Annotated in this window: 16 protein-coding genes; 13 read left to right on the forward strand and 3 right to left on the reverse strand. The window is 39.5% G+C overall.

Features of this window, described 5'->3' with window-relative positions:
• Position 1: 1 nt before the first annotated feature.
• A complete protein-coding gene (locus AC1M83_RS06540; protein ID WP_481590283.1) occupies positions 2-1,708 on the forward strand; it encodes an AMP-binding protein in 1,707 nt (568 codons plus the stop codon).
• A gap of 43 nt (positions 1,709-1,751) precedes the next feature.
• On the opposite strand, the gene fabR is transcribed toward AC1M83_RS06540, so the two are convergent.
• Positions 1,752-2,432 carry an HTH-type transcriptional repressor FabR gene (fabR, locus tag AC1M83_RS06545; protein WP_092767102.1) on the reverse strand — a complete coding sequence of 227 codons (681 nt, stop codon included), beginning with the start codon at positions 2,430-2,432 and terminating at the stop codon, positions 1,752-1,754.
• Positions 2,433-2,571: 139 nt separating this feature from the next.
• Here fabR and AC1M83_RS06550 point away from each other — a divergent pair, with 139 nt between their 5' ends.
• Both AC1M83_RS06550 and AC1M83_RS06555 read left to right on the forward strand, forming a co-directional pair.
• Entirely contained in the window at positions 2,572-3,642 is a 1,071-nt protein-coding gene (locus tag AC1M83_RS06550) for a flavin reductase family protein (protein WP_481590284.1), read from the forward strand.
• 12 nt (positions 3,643-3,654) lie between these two features.
• Positions 3,655-4,749, forward strand: coding sequence for a fatty acid desaturase family protein (locus AC1M83_RS06555; protein WP_035267144.1), 1,095 nt, complete (start codon positions 3,655-3,657; stop codon positions 4,747-4,749).
• Between the two features lie 50 nt (positions 4,750-4,799).
• On the opposite strand, the gene AC1M83_RS06560 is transcribed toward AC1M83_RS06555, so the two are convergent.
• Positions 4,800-5,501, reverse strand: a complete 702-nt coding sequence (locus tag AC1M83_RS06560; RefSeq protein ID WP_092767100.1) for an SIMPL domain-containing protein — start codon at positions 5,499-5,501, stop codon at positions 4,800-4,802.
• Between the two features lie 543 nt (positions 5,502-6,044).
• Here AC1M83_RS06560 and AC1M83_RS06565 point away from each other — a divergent pair.
• The 5 genes from AC1M83_RS06565 (at position 6,045) to AC1M83_RS06585 (ending at position 11,607) form a co-directional block, all read left to right on the forward strand.
• Positions 6,045-6,842, forward strand: coding sequence for a 2-keto-4-pentenoate hydratase (locus AC1M83_RS06565; RefSeq protein WP_180028836.1), 798 nt, complete (start codon positions 6,045-6,047; stop codon positions 6,840-6,842).
• Positions 6,843-6,867: 25 nt separating this feature from the next.
• Entirely contained in the window at positions 6,868-7,764 is an 897-nt protein-coding gene (locus tag AC1M83_RS06570) for an acetaldehyde dehydrogenase (acetylating) (RefSeq protein WP_035267137.1), read from the forward strand.
• An 11-nt stretch (positions 7,765-7,775) separates the two neighbouring features.
• Positions 7,776-8,795, forward strand: coding sequence for a 4-hydroxy-2-oxovalerate aldolase (gene dmpG, locus AC1M83_RS06575; RefSeq protein WP_092767099.1), 1,020 nt, complete (start codon positions 7,776-7,778; stop codon positions 8,793-8,795).
• A 397-nt stretch (positions 8,796-9,192) separates the two neighbouring features.
• The gene (locus tag AC1M83_RS06580) at positions 9,193-10,485 is read left to right on the forward strand and encodes an OprD family outer membrane porin (RefSeq protein ID WP_481590285.1); all 1,293 of its coding nucleotides are present in this window, start codon (positions 9,193-9,195) and stop codon (positions 10,483-10,485) included.
• Between the two features lie 261 nt (positions 10,486-10,746).
• Positions 10,747-11,607: an alpha/beta fold hydrolase gene (locus AC1M83_RS06585; RefSeq protein WP_035267132.1), complete on the forward strand. Its 861-nt coding sequence runs from the start codon at positions 10,747-10,749 to the stop codon at positions 11,605-11,607.
• 335 nt (positions 11,608-11,942) lie between these two features.
• Here the strand turns inward: AC1M83_RS06585 and hcaR are convergent, their stop codons facing one another.
• Positions 11,943-12,842, reverse strand: coding sequence for a DNA-binding transcriptional regulator HcaR (hcaR, locus tag AC1M83_RS06590; protein WP_035267131.1), 900 nt, complete (start codon positions 12,840-12,842; stop codon positions 11,943-11,945).
• Between the two features lie 282 nt (positions 12,843-13,124).
• Here hcaR and hcaE point away from each other — a divergent pair, with 282 nt between their 5' ends.
• The 5 genes from hcaE (at position 13,125) to AC1M83_RS06615 (ending at position 17,185) form a co-directional block, all read left to right on the forward strand.
• Positions 13,125-14,492, forward strand: coding sequence for a 3-phenylpropionate/cinnamic acid dioxygenase subunit alpha (hcaE, locus tag AC1M83_RS06595; RefSeq protein ID WP_092767097.1), 1,368 nt, complete (start codon positions 13,125-13,127; stop codon positions 14,490-14,492).
• Complete coding sequence (gene hcaF / locus AC1M83_RS06600) at positions 14,489-15,007, forward strand: 3-phenylpropionate/cinnamic acid dioxygenase subunit beta (RefSeq protein WP_035267127.1); 519 nt, start codon at positions 14,489-14,491, stop codon at positions 15,005-15,007. Before hcaE ends, hcaF begins: the two co-directional genes overlap by 4 nt.
• A complete protein-coding gene (gene hcaC, locus AC1M83_RS06605) occupies positions 15,007-15,333 on the forward strand; it encodes a 3-phenylpropionate/cinnamic acid dioxygenase ferredoxin subunit (RefSeq protein WP_005181999.1) in 327 nt (108 codons plus the stop codon). The genes hcaF and hcaC overlap by 1 nt, the downstream gene beginning before the upstream one ends.
• A 2-nt stretch (positions 15,334-15,335) precedes the next feature.
• Positions 15,336-16,151: a 3-phenylpropionate-dihydrodiol/cinnamic acid-dihydrodiol dehydrogenase gene (gene hcaB, locus AC1M83_RS06610; RefSeq protein WP_481590286.1), complete on the forward strand. Its 816-nt coding sequence runs from the start codon at positions 15,336-15,338 to the stop codon at positions 16,149-16,151.
• A 68-nt stretch (positions 16,152-16,219) separates the two neighbouring features.
• A complete protein-coding gene (locus AC1M83_RS06615) occupies positions 16,220-17,185 on the forward strand; it encodes a 3-carboxyethylcatechol 2,3-dioxygenase (RefSeq protein WP_180028838.1) in 966 nt (321 codons plus the stop codon).
• Positions 17,186-17,187 lie beyond the last annotated feature (2 nt).

Below are 17,187 nucleotides of genomic sequence, written 5' to 3' on the forward strand. Positions count from 1 at the left end.
CATGGAAGTAAATCAGCACAACAACCAATTTGAGTTTTTACCAACTCATATTCACTACTTAATGTATTGGGAAAATAAATCGCCAGACCAAGATTTCTTGGTTCAGCCTTTACCAAATGGTCAGGTGATTAAATACACTTGGGGAGAAGTGGCCAGTCAAGTCAAAAAAATGGCTGCTTATTTACAATCTCTGAATTTGCCAGGCCGCTCACAGATTGCAATTTTTGGTAAAAATAGTGCGCACTGGATCATGGCAGATCTTGCCATTTGGATGGCAGGGCACGTGTCGGTTCCCTTATATACGACTCTCAATGGTGAAGGCACCAAATATGTTCTAGATCATAGTGAAACTAAGGCTCTGTTTATCGGTAAGTTGGATGGCATTGGAGATAGTTGGAACGATGTAAAACAAATCATCCCGCAAGATATGCATTGTATTAAATTGCCATTGGCGCCTGACTATAATGCGCCGACATGGGATGAAATCACTGCAAAAACAGCACCAACCAGTGAGCCTTATTTTCCAAACGAGGATGAGCTTGCGACCATTATTTATACCTCGGGCAGTACAGGTCTACCTAAGGGCGTTATGCAAAGTTATAAGACCTTGCTCTCACCTGCGAGTGAGCTGAAATCTACGTTTGGTGTTTCAGAAAAAGATCGTGCTTTATCTTACTTGCCGCTAGCTCATGTTGCAGAGCGTGTATTTATTCAATCATCCGTGATGATTTGTGGTTTTACCGTTTATTTTGCCAATTCATTAGATACATTTATTGAAGATCTTAATCGTGCAAAACCAACGATCTTCTTTTCTGTGCCACGTTTATGGACTAAATTTTATTTGGGGATTAATGAAAAAATTCCACTTAATGTACAAAACGTGTTGTTTAAACTCCCATTCTTGGGCAATAAGATTAAGCAAAAACTCTTGGCAAAATTGGGTTTGAATCATGTTCGTTATGCTTTAACGGGTTCTGCACCTTTACCCGTAGATATTATTAAATGGTATCGTAATTTGGGCTTAGAGTTGCTTGAAGTTTATGGAATGACAGAAAACTGTGGATACTCGCATATCACACGTATGGGTGAATATATGAGTGGATATGTCGGACATGTTCAAGCACGAGTAGACTGCAAGATTGATGAGAATGGTGAGATTTTAGTCAGAAGCCCAGGAACAATGTTGGGTTATTACAAGAACCCAGAAAAAACAGCTGAAGATTTGACTGAGGATGGTTATTTAAGAACAGGAGACATGGGTGAAATTGATGCGACTGGCCGTCTAAAAATTACTGGACGTGTAAAGGACATCTTTAAAACTCAGAAAGGTAAGTATGTGATGCCTGTACCAATTGAACAAAAGATTGGTAATAACCAAATGATTGAATCTGTCTGTGTTGGTGGTGCAAGCCATAAACAGCCGATCGGCTTTGTGATGTTGGCAGAAGAAATTCGCAATAAATTGCAACAAGATAATAAACGTGATGATATCGAAGCAAAATTAATTGAGTTGAAGAATGAAATTAATGAAAAGCTTGAGCCACATGAAAAAATTGCATTCTTTGTGGTCATTATGGATTTGTGGACGATGGATAACGATATGTTGACGCCGACTATGAAGATTAAGCGTAATAAAATTGAGGCGAAGTACGAAGCCCTTATTCCAACTTGGGTTGCTCAAAATAAAGAAGTTATTTGGGAAAAGTAATAAAAAAGCCCTTCAACTGAAGGGCTTTTTTTACACTCAGTATTTATTCTTTCAGATGACGTGCGCCTTCTAAAATCATTCGGATCATCGTCATCGTTTGTTCAGCTACAACTTTTCTTTCATCGTGTGGCATGTTGATTAATTTAGCACCCATAGTGAATACCAATTGAGTAATCGCTTTTGCAGCCAATTCTGGATGCTTGATTTTATGAGAGTTATTTTGCTCGAGACGAACAAGATCATCCATGAGTTCTTGCTGAAAGTAATTGAGCTGTTTTTCAACCGCCTCTTTATAAGAGGCAGAACCAGTATAACCTTCACGTAACAACAGGCTCAGATTACCTTCGTCAGCATCTAACTGTTCAATAAATACTTCAACTGAACTACGCACAATACTTGAATTGCGAACTGCTTTTAAGCGAGCTTGATGCAAGATTTGACGTAAAACAATACCTGAGCGATCAATCAATTCAATGGCAAGTTCGTCGATATCTTTAAAATGTCTATAAAAACTGTTTGGCGCAATTCCTGCTTCACGGGCAACTTCGCGCAAGCTTAAAGATGCGATGCTTTTTTGAGGTCCGATAAGGTTGAGAGCAGCTTGGAATAATTCTTCTTTCGTGATTGTGGCTTTTCTTCCGACTGTACGTGCAGTTGGATGCTCCAAAATGGATGCGGATTCACTGGCATGTAGAGGAGAAAGAGTAATCGTAGAGCTGCTCATAAATATCAGAAGTTTACAGTTAGAGTTGCATTATATCGCTCTGTGTCAGGATATGGAAATCAATAGATGATATACAAGTGTCTATACAAATATATATACATGTGTATAATAATTCTAAACCCACTGTGATGAGCCCATAATGCAAGCAGTTAAGCAACCTAAAAATTTGATTAGATCCGCAGTAAATGCTGTATTTGATCCGAATGCTGCCAATTTTTGGTTGCAAAAGATCGATCCAATTTGGTCGGTGAATCAATCATTAGGCAAAATTGTTGAACGTACACAAGTTGCAAATGATACGGTCAGCTTAAAAATTGCGGTTAATCGAAAATTTCAGTTTGGTGAAGCAGGGCAACATCATCCAGTTATTGTCACGACACGAGGTCGTTGTTTTGAACGTACCTATAGTTTGACCAAAATCGACACTCAACATGTATTGTTGACTGCTAAGAAAGTCGATCAGGGTGTAGTCAGTTCTTGGATTAACGATATTGCTGAGGTAGGCGATATTGTTGAGTTTGGTGCACCCTATGGAGATATGACACTTGGAAGTGTAAATACACCTCTATTAATGCTGGCCGCAGGGAGTGGTATTACTCCAATGTACAGCTTGATCAAGGCATTATTGCAGCAACAAAAAAAATTAGTTCAGCCAGTTAAATTGATGTACTGGGCAAAAAAAACAGAAGATTTAGCATTTCAAACAGAGTTGATTGCTTTGGCGAATCAACACTCAAATTTTAATGTTGAATTTTTTACCACTCAAGATGAAGTGGCTGATTCCCGTTTAGAAGATTCTCATTTAACTGCTATCGAATCCTTAGATCAATATACGGTTTATGCATGCGGTCCAGCAGGATTTGTGCAAGTTGCTGAACAACTAACTGATACTCGTGTTCATAAATTTAAAGGTGAAGCATTCAGTGTTGAACCATTCATTAGTGATGAAACTGGTTTTGTTCAGGTCACACTTACGAAATCAAATAAGGTCGTCACGATTCCAAAGGGACAATCAATACTTGCAAGTTTAGAGCAACAAAATATTCGCCCACAGCACGGTTGCCGCATGGGGGTATGTAATAAATGTGCATGCCATAAAGCGCAAGGTGCAACTAAAAACCTCGTCAATGGTGCAGAAAATACTGAGCCTGGAAATCTGCTCAAAATCTGTATCAATTCAGCTCAGTCTGATCTCACTATCGACCTATAAGCGAGAATAATCATGAATATGCCAGTTCAAGCACAATATTTCAAAAACCCAAAAAATCGTGAACTCACTGATGCACAACTTGATGAACTCGCACGTGAACTTGATGCAATTAAGCAGGAAGTTCTTGATGATTTAGGTGAAAAAGACGAAAAGTATATTAAGCGAGTGTATGCAGCGATTCGCTACAGTTCAATCCTTGGACGTGCATGCTTATTTGCTGGCTGGTTTCCTCCAGCATGGCTTTTAGGCACAGGCTTGCTTGGTTTTGCCAAAATCATGGAAAACATGGAGTTGGGCCATAATGTGATGCATGGTCAATATGATTGGATGAACGACCCTAAATTTAAAGGGACAACTTACGAATGGGATATCGTCGGCACATCTGATGATTGGCGCCAAACCCACAACTACAAACACCATACCTATACCAATATTAAAGGTATGGATGATGATATTGGTTATGGAATTCTTCGTTTGTTCCCAGAGCAACGCTGGAAAAAAGGATATTTATTACAACCACTTTACAGTATTCCATTCTGTTTGTTATTCCAGTGGGGTGTAGCGATTCAGAACTTAGAAATTGGTAAGCGCTTAAAAGGGCGCATGACCAAAGAAGAATTTCAACAACGTTTGAACCCGATGAAAAAGAAAATGGGGAAACAGTTATTTAAAGATTATGTTTTCTTCCCACTCATTGCAGGTCCTGCAGCATTACCCGTTTTCACAGGTAATTTAGTCGCTAATGGTATTCGTAATATTTGGACATTCAGTATCATTTTCTGCGGTCACTTCACCAAAGATGTGGAAGTTTTTCCGAAGTCAGTTTTAGAAAATGAAAGCCGTGGCCATTGGTATATGCGTCAAATTCGTGGGTCTTCTAACCTGACAGGTTCTGAAGGATTCCATATTTTGACGGGGCATTTGAGTCATCAGATTGAGCATCATCTTTATCCAGATATTCCTGCTCGACGTTACCGTCAAATGGGGCCTAAAGTGAAAGCGGTGTGTGAAAAATACGGCTTGAATTACAATAATGCGAGTTTATTTAAACAATATGGTCAGGTTTTGGGACGTATTGTGAAATATGCCTTCCCATTTAAAAAGTAAGAAACAAAAAAAGCCACTTATTGAGTGGCTTTTTGAACTTTAATAGCGAACTATTTTAATTGAATTGATCCATTTGCATTGACTGTGATTGTTGATTCTCCAGCAGCCATATTTTGTGAGTCTGCAGCGGGTGCACTCTCTACAACCATTGCGGCACGTGCCATGGCTAATGGTCTTGGTGAATAATTATTGGTGTTCATATTCAAGTTAACCAAGTTATAGCTAGAACGATTCCAAGCTTTAGTGAGAACCTGAGCGCGCTGTTGGAAATTTTGCGTGGCTTCTGTCAATAACTCATTTTCAACCTGCTTTCGTTTTTCAGTGGAAACAGTGAAATTAATCGATTGTGTTTGAAAATCTTGTTGTAACTCGCTAATTAACTGGCTCGCTGCTTTAAAATCTTTGCTTTCAATATTCACTTCAGCGCGGCCGCGCCATTCCTTCAGTTTTGTTGAATTGTTGTTGTCATAGACAGGGTAAGTGGTCTGAGAACCCGTTTCGACCTTTACTTGGGGGTATTTTTTACTGATGCTGATGGCCTGATTCATCAATTGGGTCATTTGTGTTGAAAGTTGTGCAGGCTGCTTATTACTTTTTTCAATAAATAAAATGGCGTGCATTTCATCATTAGAGACTTGTTTAGAGGCATCTGCTTGAAGATTAATAATATTAGTTTTAGGTTCTGTGTCAGCAAGTACCGAAAAGCTAATGCCAGTAGCTAAGATCAATAGTGGCAGTTTTAATAATTTCATTGTTATCTCTGTATCTTCACCTGATGAATATTCTACAGAATATTCTAATCTTTTTTGATGGAGAGAAAATGTGATTATTTGGTGATGAGATAGTAGCAATTGTAATATTCAACACCGATTTTACGACTTAAGTCGCCTTAACAAAGTTTTTAAAATGAATTTTAATTGAATTGTAGTTGAACAATAAAAGAATATAACTTGTCTTTGGATTAGTGATTAATAATTTGTAATCCATAGATAATTCTATTATCAATGGTCTAATAAGTAGTATTAGAAATAGATTAAACATTCTGTATATTTAAATAATAAAATTTTAAAAACATGTAAAACAATAAGATAGAGTCTTGATTTGATAAATTATTTATAGTCTGAAACTATTGTCATAAAGAAAATAAGTATTGGCATATAGGTCAAGATTTTTCCATTCTAGCTATCATCAGAGATGCAGGTATCTCTCTAAAAGAATTTGTCCCTCAGAAGGTTGTTTTCAAGCAATTTTCCTAAGGTCAAATAGATCATCGAATGAAGTTGAAGGAAGTCTTGATGTCTAATTCTGCTGTAGTTGAATCAGTAGCACAAGCGTTACGAACTGCTGAATTATCACAAAGTGCAATCGCACCAATTCGCCCAACGTTGGGTGGTGAAGCTGCTGATGTAGATATCGCTTACGCTGTACAAGAAGTGAATACAGCGCGTGCCTTATCAGAAGGTCGTCGTTTAGTTGGACGTAAAATCGGTTTGACATCAAAAGTGGTTCAAGCACAACTCGGTGTAGATCAACCTGACTTCGGTATGCTGTTTGCAGACATGGCTTATGGTGATGGAGAGGCGATTCCTGCAGGTCTATTGATCCAACCTAAAGTAGAAGCGGAAATCGCTTTGGTGATCAAACAAGATTTAACGAAAGAAAAACACACTTATGCTGACATTATCAGCGCGACTGATTATGCACTTCCTGCTGTAGAGGTGGTGGATAGTCGAATTGAAAACTGGAAGATCAGTTTGATTGACACTGTCGCAGATAATGCATCTTCAGCTGCATTTGTATTGGGGTCACGTCCTGTAAAACTCGATAACCTTGATCTAGTGAATTGTAAAATGATCATGACACGTGGTGAAGAAGTCGTGTCTCAAGGTGTTGGTAAGGCTTGCTTAGCAAACCCTTTAAATGCAGCTGTCTGGCTTGCTGATGAAATGGTACGTCGTGGTCGTCCATTGTTAGCTGGTGACATTATTTTAACAGGTGCATTAGGCCCTATGGTTGTAGCAAACCCAGGTGATGAATTCAAAGTTGAGATTGAAGGCTTTGGTTCAGTGACTGCTGCTTTCGCTGCTGAATAAGTCGGAATTTTGAGAGAGTACGTTAATGAAAAAGATTAAATGTGCAATGATCGGACCAGGTAACATTGGTACTGATTTGCTTTACAAACTTCAACGTAGCGAATGGTTAGAGCCAGTTTGGATGGTGGGTATCGATCCTACTTCTGAAGGTCTTGCTCGTGCTGCGAAAATGGGTTTAAAAACCACTGCAGAAGGGGTTGATGGTCTTCTTCCTCACGTCATTGAAGATGATATTAAAATTGCTTTTGATGCAACGTCTGCATATGTACATGCTGAAAACAGCCGCAAGTTAAATGAACTTGGTGTACTGATGATTGACTTAACACCTGCTGCAATTGGTCCTTTCTGTGTTCCACCTGTGAACTTAGAAGCTTTACTTGCAGAAGGTGAAGTGCCTAACGTGAATATGGTAACGTGTGGTGGTCAGGCGACAATTCCTATGGTTGCAGCAGTTTCACGTGTTCAACCTGTTGAATATGGTGAGATCATCGCGACTGTGTCTACAAAATCTGTAGGTCCTGGTACACGTAAAAACATCGACGAATTCACACGTACAACTGCGGGTGCTATTGAGAAAGTTGGTGGTGCGAAAAAAGGTAAAGCGATCATCATCATTAACCCTGCTGAGCCACCACTTATGATGCGTGACACAGTACACTGTCTTGTTGAAGGTGAGCCAGATCAAGCTGCGATCACTGAATCAGTTCACGCGATGATTAAAGAAGTGCAAAAATATGTACCAGGTTACAAACTTGTAAATGGTCCAATTTTTGATGGTAACCGTGTTTCTATCTTCTTGGAAGTAGAAGGTTTGGGTGATTTCTTGCCGAAATATGCAGGTAACCTCGACATTATGACAGCTGCAGCTGCTCGTACAGCAGAAATGTTTGCTGAACACGTATTCAACAAAGAAGAAGCTTAAGGAGCAACCGCATGTCTAAGATTATTGTTCATGATATGACTTTACGTGATGGTATGCATCCGCAGCGCCATCAAACGACTGTTGAGCAAATGATTGCAATTTCAACAGCACTTGATGATGCAGGCGTACCATTAATTGAAGTCACTCACGGTGACGGCCTTGGTGGTTCATCAGTAAACTACGGTTTTGCTGCTGCGACTGACGAAGAATACTTGTCTGCTGTTGTACCGCGTATGAAGAATGCAAAAGTTTCTGCACTTCTTCTTCCTGGTATCGGTACGGTTGACCACTTGAAAATGGCACATGAAATCGGTGTATCAACGATTCGTGTTGCAACTCACTGTACTGAAGCTGACTGTTCTGAACAGCACATCACCGCTGCGCGTAAATTAGAAATGGACACAGTGGGCTTCTTAATGTTGGCTCACATGGCATCTCCAGAGCGTCTTTTAGAAGAAGCGAAGAAGATGGTGTCTTACGGTGCAAACTGTATTTATGTGACTGACTCAGCAGGTTACATGCTTCCTCAAGATGTAATTGATCGCGTTGGACACTTACGTCAACACTTGGACCCAAGCATTGAGTTGGGTTTCCACGGTCACCACAACTTAGGTATGGGTGTATCAAATACTGTTGCTGCTGTTGAAGCAGGCGCGGTACGTGTTGACTTGGCATCTGCAGGTCTCGGTGCGGGTGCAGGTAACACACCACTTGAATTGTTCATCGCTGTTGCAAATCGTATGGGTATGGACACAGGCGTTGACTTGTTCAAAGTACAAGATGTTGCTGAAGATCTTGTGATTCCAATGATGCACAACCCAATTCGTGCAGACCGTGATGCAGCTACTTTAGGTTATGCGGGTGTTTACTCTTCATTCCTATTGTTCGCTAAACGTGCTGAAGCGAAATATGGCGTATCTGCGCGTGAAATCTTAATGGAGCTTGGTCGCCGTGGTACTGTTGGTGGTCAGGAAGACATGATTGAAGATCTAGCTTTGACTATGGCTAAAGCAAAAGAACTTAACGCATAATTTAAAAGTGATTTGAAAGAGCACTCTTAGGAGTGCTTTTTTTATGAATTTAGAAAAGATACATATAAAAAAACAATTGCGTGAGATGTTTGGGTGCTTATATTGAGTGATTTGGTGTAGAGCGTATCGTGATTGTTAAACTTAAAAACTATTAAATAAAATGGCAAAATGCTTCTGGGTTAATTTGTAAGATATTAAAATATAATAAATTATCCATAGTAAAAGTTAATTTGCTTAGTTACTGAGCTATTATTAATTGTTTATAACAATGAGAGTTTTTAAAGTATTGTTTTTCATCGGAAAAGTCTAAATTTTTTTTAGACTCTAGTCTGATTTCTTCAGAGTGCACAATTTAGCAATATGCTCATCAACGCTGATTTGAGTATAGGATGAAGCCATGCGTCATCAAAAATTATGGCTAGCAATGATTGCTGCAACAACTCTAGGGACAACTGCTGCTCACGCGAATTTTGTGGCTGATTCAAATGTTCAGCTTAAATTTAAAAATTTCTATTTAGAACGTAATTACGATACAGCACCAAATCTAGATTATGGTAACTGGACGCAAGCAATCACTTTAGATGCTAAATCGGGTTATCACGATATTGGTGCAGGCATTCAAGTTGGTGCAGATCTCTTGGCTCAATATGCAATTGGATTGAAATCGCGTGATTCTGTAAATGACATTCATATGCCATATGATAACAGTCAAGGTCGTACAGAACGCGATAATGCTAAATTCGGTGCGACTTTAAAAGTTAAAGTTTCTGAAACTGAACTTAAAGTAGGTGATTTATTGCCGATGTCACCAGTTATTTTCTTCGATCCATCACGCCAATTATTAACTACTTATAGTGGTGCATGGTTAGAGTCGAAAGATATTCAGGATACTAAATTAACCTTAGCTTATATTGATGGTATTAATTCGCGTTACGATAATCAGTATCAAGATTTGACCTTATTCCCAAACAATGATTTTGCGAAGGCAGAAGCTCAAGGTCTCACAACTGATGATGGAATGTATATTGTTGGTGTTGATCACCAGTTTACATCAAAGATTGGTGGTAGTTATTGGTTCGCTGATTTAACTGACATCTTCAAGCAACATTATGTTGCTGCAAGCTATAAAACTAAACTTGATGAAAAAACGAATTTAGATGCACATATTCGTTACTTCGATAACAGTGAAACTGGCGATAAACTTTTTGGTGAAATTGATAGCCAAGCAATTTCTATGGGGGCGAAAGTCAATCATGGTATGCATACTGTTCAATTGGGTTATCAAGAGATGTTTGGCGAGCATGGAGATGAAGCGACACTATTCCCAACATTGGGTGGTTGGGTGCCACAACCTTATTTAGATAACTGGTCAGTCGCGAGTTTTATCCGTAAGGATGAGAAATCTTGGAGTGTAGGTTATACCTATAATTTTAAAGAAATGGGTGTACCAGGATTATCTGCCACTGTACGTCATTTCCAAGGTTGGAATATTGATACGGCAACACCAGGTCGAGGTCGCGAGAATGAAAATAACATCATCGTGAACTATGTTGTGCCAGAAGGTAAGTATAAAGGTCTTGGTTTCAACTATATGTTCATTGATACTAATTATAACAACATCAATGTTCCAGGTACTTTGAGTGATTTAGAAGAGCATCGTGTGGCGTTAAGTTATAGTTATAAATTCTAAAATGAAATTGATCTCGATATGATGAGCAAGGATCATATCGAGATCTTATCAAGTCATATTCAGAGGGTGAATATTGATTTTAAAAAAATAAGTAAAAACAGTAATTTATTTAATTGGTAAAAAGATGGATGCAATCGTAAATTTGTATCAGTTGAAAGGTACAGAGCAGTTAATATAAGCCTGTAAAACTATCATTTGTAAACATCAACTGATGATTGTTTCACAAATATATGATCAGTTATAGACAGTTAGAGGACTATGATGAGCACTGTTCAAATTCCAGAATATAAAACGGATTCATTCTTTGGTTTAGAAGATAAATGGATCGAAACTGCTGAAGGTGAGTTAACCCATTATCATGAAATTGGTGAAGGCACGCCTATTTTATTCCTTCATGGTTCTGGTACTGGTGTATCAGCAGCTGCTAACTGGTGGTTGAATTTACCTGCAATTGGTGAGCAAGCGCGTTGTATCGCAATTGATACCATTGGTTATGGTCAAACTGTCGTTGCACCAGGAACTCAATACGGTATCCGTGCATGGGTTGATCATGCAATTCGTACTCTTGATGCACTTGGTATTGAAAAAACATGGTTAGTAGGTAATTCTCTAGGTGGTTGGTTAGCATTCCAATTGGCACTTGATTATCCAGAGCGTGTACTCGGTATTGTTTCAATGGGTACAGGTGGTGCAAAACAAACTGCAGCCCTAAAAGCACATGCAAACCCAGTTTTAACAGAAGAAGGTATTCGTAAGACACTTTCAATGTTCGTTGTAAATAAAGACTTAATTACAGATGAGCTGGTAAAAGTACGTTTTGATTCTGCGGCGAATGACTACGCATCTGATCGTTTAATGGATGTTGTGGGTGCGCGTGACCGTGATCGTTTCGAGTTCCCATTAGACTTTGAAAAAATGAAAGATATTACAGTTCCTGTATTATTGATTCATGGTACTCAAGATGTGGTGATTCCTGTGTCTCGTACTTGGGACATTTTAAATATCGTTCCTAATGCTGATGCACATATTTTCAGTCAGTGCGGTCACTGGTCGCAAGTTGAAAAAGCAGAAGAATTTAATACGGTGATCAAAAATTATCTAGCAGTTCATGGCGTTAAATAATTTAAGATCCTAAAAAACTAAAAAAGAGGATGATTTAATCATCCTCTTTTTTAAAACTTAAAATACAGAACATGTGTTTAATACATTTAAATCTGCATATTGATAATCAATATTGAGCATTGATCTGTTTTAATGCATTAGACTTAAGTGGTAGATCAAGTCTAGTTAGTTAATGGGTTGTTTAAAAAATAGTCTAATCTAAAGCCTGAATTCATAGAATTTATGATGATATTCGTAAAACTTTATTAGACTAAAGTCTAAGACTGTTGGTTGAAATAAAAAATAAAAATCACCGCTATGTTTAACGGTGATCATTAATTTGAAAAAAAAATTAATTAATTACGATTAATATCAAGGTAAAAAACAGAGCTCAGTAAGTCCATAAATTTTTTGACTCCTTCTGAGTTAGTACTTTTTCTATAGCTTGCAAATAAATCGATTGAAGGTAATTCCACGTCTAGCGGGCGAATCACGGTGTTGTTCATCGTCAGTGGTGCGATATATCCAGGTAGAAAAGTACAGCCCAGGTTCATGCCAATAGAATTAATGTTAAAGAGGATATTGTCTGCAGTTTGAACAATATTTAAATTGATTTGATGGTATTTTGCAAAATCTAGAATGATCTTATTTAGGGTTTGAGATTGCTGTTCAGAAGGAATAATGAAATCGATTCCATCGAGCTCTTTTACTGGAATGCGATCGTATTTAGCGAGTGGATGATCTTTGGGGAGTAAGAAAATCAAAGGTTCTCGTAAAACAAATTGACTTTCGATTTCATCACTAAATAGATTTTGACGAGTAAAAGCGATATCAATTTCGCCTTTTTTTAACATTTTTGACTGATCGGAGTTGTTTAAGCTTAACAATTCAATCTTTAAATCCCGGTTTTGAACACGAAGATTAGGGAGAACGTAAGGAAAAATTTTCATTTCAACTACAGGAACAAAGCCGATACGTAACAATTGCTGTTTAGATTTGGCAATCTGACGAGTCATTGCGACTGCTTTGTCTGCTTGGGCTATCGTGAGGCGAGCTTGTTCAAGGAAGACTTGACCCTCCTCAGTGAGTTCTACCTTACGTTTTGTACGATAAAGCAAAGGGACGCCAATTTCATCTTCAAGATCTTTAATCTGCTGGCTCAATGATGGCTGAGCAGTATAAAGGCGCAAGGCTGCTTTGGTGAAGTTGAGTTCTTCTGCCACAGCAATGAAATATCGTAGGTGTCGTAGTTCCATAAAAAAATCATCCAAAGATTGATTCATATAATGTCTAAATATGATCAAGTGCGAGTATAGTTCACAAATGGATATTCGGTGAAGTGGGGCTGAGCATATTGAAATATCAACGTTATTATTAAAATATGGTAAAATTCACGTATTGAGCGATTGATCAATTTATCGATAAAACATCTTGATTCAAACAAAAAAAATATTTCCCCAAAACTCGTTCAAAACTCATTATCTCTGCAAAGTTGAGTCTATTAGTTTGTGTCTAATTTAGTCACAGGAGAGCTTTTCATGAGTGGGAAAATTGATGTGCGCGAAATCGATGCTTTAGTCGATGCACAAAATGGACGTATCACGCCATCTATTTATACAGATCCAGATATCTATGAACTAGAACTTGAACGTGTGTTCGGTCGTACATGGTTATTCCTTTGCCATGAAAGCCAAATTCCAAAGGCTGGTGATTTCTTCAATACCTATATGGGTGAAGATCCGATCATCGTGGTACGTCAAAAAGACGGTTCAATCAAAGCATTGTTAAACCAATGTCGTCACCGTTCAATGCGCGTGAGCTTTGCTGACTGCGGTAACACTCGTGCATTTACATGTCCATACCACGGTTGGTCTTATGGCGTAGACGGCTCTCTTAAAGATATTCCTCTTGAAGATCGTGCATTCCCTCAAGGCGCATGTAAAGAGAAGTGGAGTTTGATCGAAGTAAACCGTGTGAAGTCTTATAAAGGCTTAATCTTCGGTTGTTGGGATGAAACAACTCCAGACCTTGAAGAATACATGGGTGATATCGCTTGGTACTTAGATGGCGTATTAGATCGTCGTCCAGGTGGTACTGAGATCATCGGTGGTGTTCATAAGTGGGAAATCGAATGTAACTGGAAATTTGCGGCTGAACAGTTTGCATCTGACCAATATCATGCATTGTTCTCTCACGCATCTGCGATTCAAGTATTAGGTGCTAAACCTGATGACGAATCTACTAAGAAATTAGGTGCTGCGCAAACTGCACGTCCGGTATGGGAAACTGCGAAAGACGCGATCCAATATGGTTCACGTGGTCACGGTTCAGGCTTCTTCTTTACAGAGAAACCAGATGCAAACGTATGGGTTGATGGTGAAGTAGCAAACTATTTCCGCGAAACTTACGAAGAAGTTAAAGAGCGTCTTGGTGAAATTCGTGCGTTACGTCTTGCTGGTCACAACACGATGTTCCCAACATTGTCTTGGTTAAACGGTACAGCAACACTTCGCGTATGGCACCCACGTGGTCCAAACAAAACTGAAGTATGGGCGTTCTGTATTGCGGATGCTGAAGCGTCACAAGAAGTGAAAGAAGCGTTTGAACGTTCTGCGACACGTGCATTTGGTCCAGCTGGTTTCTTAGAGCAAGATGACTCTGAAAACTGGATCGAAATTCAAAAAGTCTTACGTGGTTACAAAGCGCGTCAAAACAAACTCATTATGGAAATGGGTCTTGGCAACGAGAAAATTCGTGAAGATGGTATCCCTGGGATCACCAACTACATTTTCTCAGAAACTGCGGCACGCGGCATGTACCGTCGTTGGGCAGACTTGCTAATCCATGAAAAATGGGAAGATGTTGAGAAAGCAGCTGACGAATATGAGAAGGAGCTTATGAAATGAGTCAAGTGAGTTTAGAACTTCACCATCAAATTAGCCAATTCCTCTATCGTGAAGCGAAATTGCTTGACGATTGGAAATTTCGCGACTGGTTAGATACGTTAGCTGAAGATATTTCTTACACGCTACGTACAACACCAAATGCTCAAACGCGTGACCGTCGTCGTTCAATTGAACCACCTACAACTTGGGTGTTCAATGATACGAAAGATCTTTTAGAGCGTCGTGTTGCTCGTCTTGAAACAGGTATGGCGTGGGCTGAAGAGCCTCCATCACGTACAACTCATATGGTGAGTAACGTGATCGTAGAAGCTACTGAAGTTGAAGGCGAATACGATGTATACGTTACATATCTTTTGTACCGTACACAAAAAGAGAAAGATGTCACGATTTACTGTGGTAAACGTCATGACAAGATCCGTAAAGTTGAAGGTGGCTTAGGCTTCCAAATTTTCAACCGTAAGATCACGCTTGATCAAGTTACCTATAACTCTCACAACCTGAGTGTATTCTTCTAATGAATAAGATTTTTGTTTGCCAAGTTGACGAATTAGACGAAGGCGAAGCGTTGAAAGTAGATTGCGGCGTTAACGGTATCGATGCGCTTGCAGTGTTTAACAATGGTGGTGAGTTCTTCGCAATGAATGACCGTTGTTCTCATGGTAATGCTTCAATGTCAGAAGGTTATCTTGAAGACGATGGCACTGTCGAATGCCCATTGCATTCAGCTCGCTTCTGTTTAAAAACCGGTCAAGCATTATGTTTACCAGCGACAGATCCAATTCAAACTTTCCCAGTGATTGTTGAAGATGGTGCGTTATACGTTGAGATGGCAGGAGAGTAATCATGGGTTGGCTTAAAGGCGAAGTTGCACTGATCACAGGTGGTGGTTCTGGTTTAGGTTGGGCTTTAGTTGAACGCTTCCTTGAAGAAGGTGCACACGTTGTTGTGTTACAACGTTCACAATCTAAAGTCGATGCTTTAAAAGAACGCTTTGGTGATCAAATTGTTGCAATCGCTGGTGATGTTGCCAACTATGAAGACAATGTCCGTGCTGTAAAAGCAACTGTTGAGCGTTTTGGTAAGCTTGATTGCTTTATTGGTAATGCAGGAATCTGGGATCACTACGCAGATATCGTCAATACTTCAGGTGAGCAACTTGATAAAGCGTTTGACGAAATCATGGGAATTAATACGAAAGCATTAATTCTAGGTGCTAAAGCTGCACTTGATGAGTTAGTAAAATCTGAAGGTTCGATAATCTTCACACTATCTAACTCAGCATTATATTCTGCGGGTGGTGGTCCAGTTTACACAGCATCTAAGCATGCTGGCGTAGGCATCATGAAGGAATTGGCGTATGAGCTTGCACCCAAAGTTCGTGTGAATGCTGTTGCGCCGTCAGGTATGAATGTAAACATTAAAGGTGCTGCATCATTAGGCCAAGAAAATCTAGGTCTTTTAGATGCGCGTGATCCTGAGAAAATCGCGCGTGGTATGCCGTTGAACTTCTTACCTGAGCCTGAAGAAATGACAGGTTCTTATGTGCTCTTGGCATCTCGTCAAAATAACCGACCTTTAACTGGTGTTCTGATCAATGCAGAATGTGGTTTGGGTATTCGTGGTCTACGTCAACCACGTGCTGGTTTCTTTGACGAATAAAATCTAGTCTAAAAAATGGACTTATCGGCAGCCTGTTCTAAGGCTGCCTTCCTTTTAAGGAGTCTCTCATGGCCGTTAAACTTATTTGTGCTTCGCACAGTCCTTTAATGGAATTTGCTTCACCTCAAGATCAGTCAAAAGAGCAAAAAGTACGTGCTGCTTTTGAACAATTATCTGCTGAAGTAAAAGCTTACGATCCAACACTGATCATTACTTTTGGTCCAGACCATTTTAACGGTTTTTTCTACGACCTTATGCCAAGTTTCTGTGTCGGTATCCGTGCTACGGCTGCTGGTGACTGGGATTACGGTAAAATTGACAATAAAATCGATGTTCCTGAAGACAAGGCTTTGGCACTTGTGCGTCAAGTTCTAGATGAAGGTGTTGATGTTGCATACTCATATCGTATGCAGGCTGACCATGGTGTGACTCAACCATTACACTTCCTTTGTGATGGAAAACTTGATCGTTATAAAACGATTCCAATATTTATAAATGGCGCTGCCGCACCAATGCCAACAACTAAACGTACAATCGCTTTAGGTCGTGCGGTAGGTCAGTTTATCAAGTCACTTAATCTTGAAAATGAGCGTGTACTTGTATTGGGTACAGGTGGTTTGTCTCATGATCCACCTACACCACAAATGGGTTCAGTGCCACCAGAAGTTGAAGAGTTTTTAATTGCTGGTCGTAATCCAACTGAAGAAGCACGTAATGCGCGTCAAGCGAAAATTATTGCAGTTGGTCAGAAACTCGCTGCTGGAGATACATCAGTTGCAGTACCGCTGAGTCCTGAGTGGGATATTGCATTGCTTGAGAAATTCAAACAAGCAGATTTTGCTGCAATGGAAGCGATGACTGAGGCAGAAATTCGTGTCGAAGGTGGTCGTGGTGGTCAAGAAGTGCGTTGCTGGATGGCAGCATTTGCTGCACTGAGCGAAGTTGGTGAGTATGAAATGACAACTCACTGCTATGAAGATATTAGTGAGTGGATTGCGGGCTTCGGTATCGTATCTGCGGAATTAAAAGGTTAATC

It is taken from the genome of Acinetobacter sp. 25-47-130 (assembly GCF_056779705.1).

Bases quoted from the DNA above. Each gene is read 5' to 3' on its own strand.
- hcaR (WP_035267131.1), bottom strand. From the start codon at position 12,842: ATGGAACTACGACACCTACGATATTTCATTGCTGTGGCAGAAGAACTC.
- hcaC (WP_005181999.1), top strand. From the start codon at position 15,007: ATGAATAAGATTTTTGTTTGCCAAGTTGACGAATTAGACGAAGGCGAA.
- AC1M83_RS06560 (WP_092767100.1), bottom strand. From the start codon at position 5,501: ATGAAATTATTAAAACTGCCACTATTGATCTTAGCTACTGGCATTAGC.
- dmpG (WP_092767099.1), top strand. From the start codon at position 7,776: ATGTCTAAGATTATTGTTCATGATATGACTTTACGTGATGGTATGCAT.
- AC1M83_RS06615 (WP_180028838.1), top strand. From the start codon at position 16,220: ATGGCCGTTAAACTTATTTGTGCTTCGCACAGTCCTTTAATGGAATTT.
- AC1M83_RS06540 (WP_481590283.1), top strand. From the start codon at position 2: ATGGAAGTAAATCAGCACAACAACCAATTTGAGTTTTTACCAACTCAT.
- hcaE (WP_092767097.1), top strand. From the start codon at position 13,125: ATGAGTGGGAAAATTGATGTGCGCGAAATCGATGCTTTAGTCGATGCA.
- AC1M83_RS06550 (WP_481590284.1), top strand. From the start codon at position 2,572: ATGCAAGCAGTTAAGCAACCTAAAAATTTGATTAGATCCGCAGTAAAT.
- fabR (WP_092767102.1), bottom strand. From the start codon at position 2,432: ATGAGCAGCTCTACGATTACTCTTTCTCCTCTACATGCCAGTGAATCC.
- hcaF (WP_035267127.1), top strand. From the start codon at position 14,489: ATGAGTCAAGTGAGTTTAGAACTTCACCATCAAATTAGCCAATTCCTC.
- AC1M83_RS06585 (WP_035267132.1), top strand. From the start codon at position 10,747: ATGAGCACTGTTCAAATTCCAGAATATAAAACGGATTCATTCTTTGGT.
- AC1M83_RS06555 (WP_035267144.1), top strand. From the start codon at position 3,655: ATGAATATGCCAGTTCAAGCACAATATTTCAAAAACCCAAAAAATCGT.
- AC1M83_RS06570 (WP_035267137.1), top strand. From the start codon at position 6,868: ATGAAAAAGATTAAATGTGCAATGATCGGACCAGGTAACATTGGTACT.
- hcaB (WP_481590286.1), top strand. From the start codon at position 15,336: ATGGGTTGGCTTAAAGGCGAAGTTGCACTGATCACAGGTGGTGGTTCT.
- AC1M83_RS06580 (WP_481590285.1), top strand. From the start codon at position 9,193: ATGCGTCATCAAAAATTATGGCTAGCAATGATTGCTGCAACAACTCTA.
- AC1M83_RS06565 (WP_180028836.1), top strand. From the start codon at position 6,045: ATGTCTAATTCTGCTGTAGTTGAATCAGTAGCACAAGCGTTACGAACT.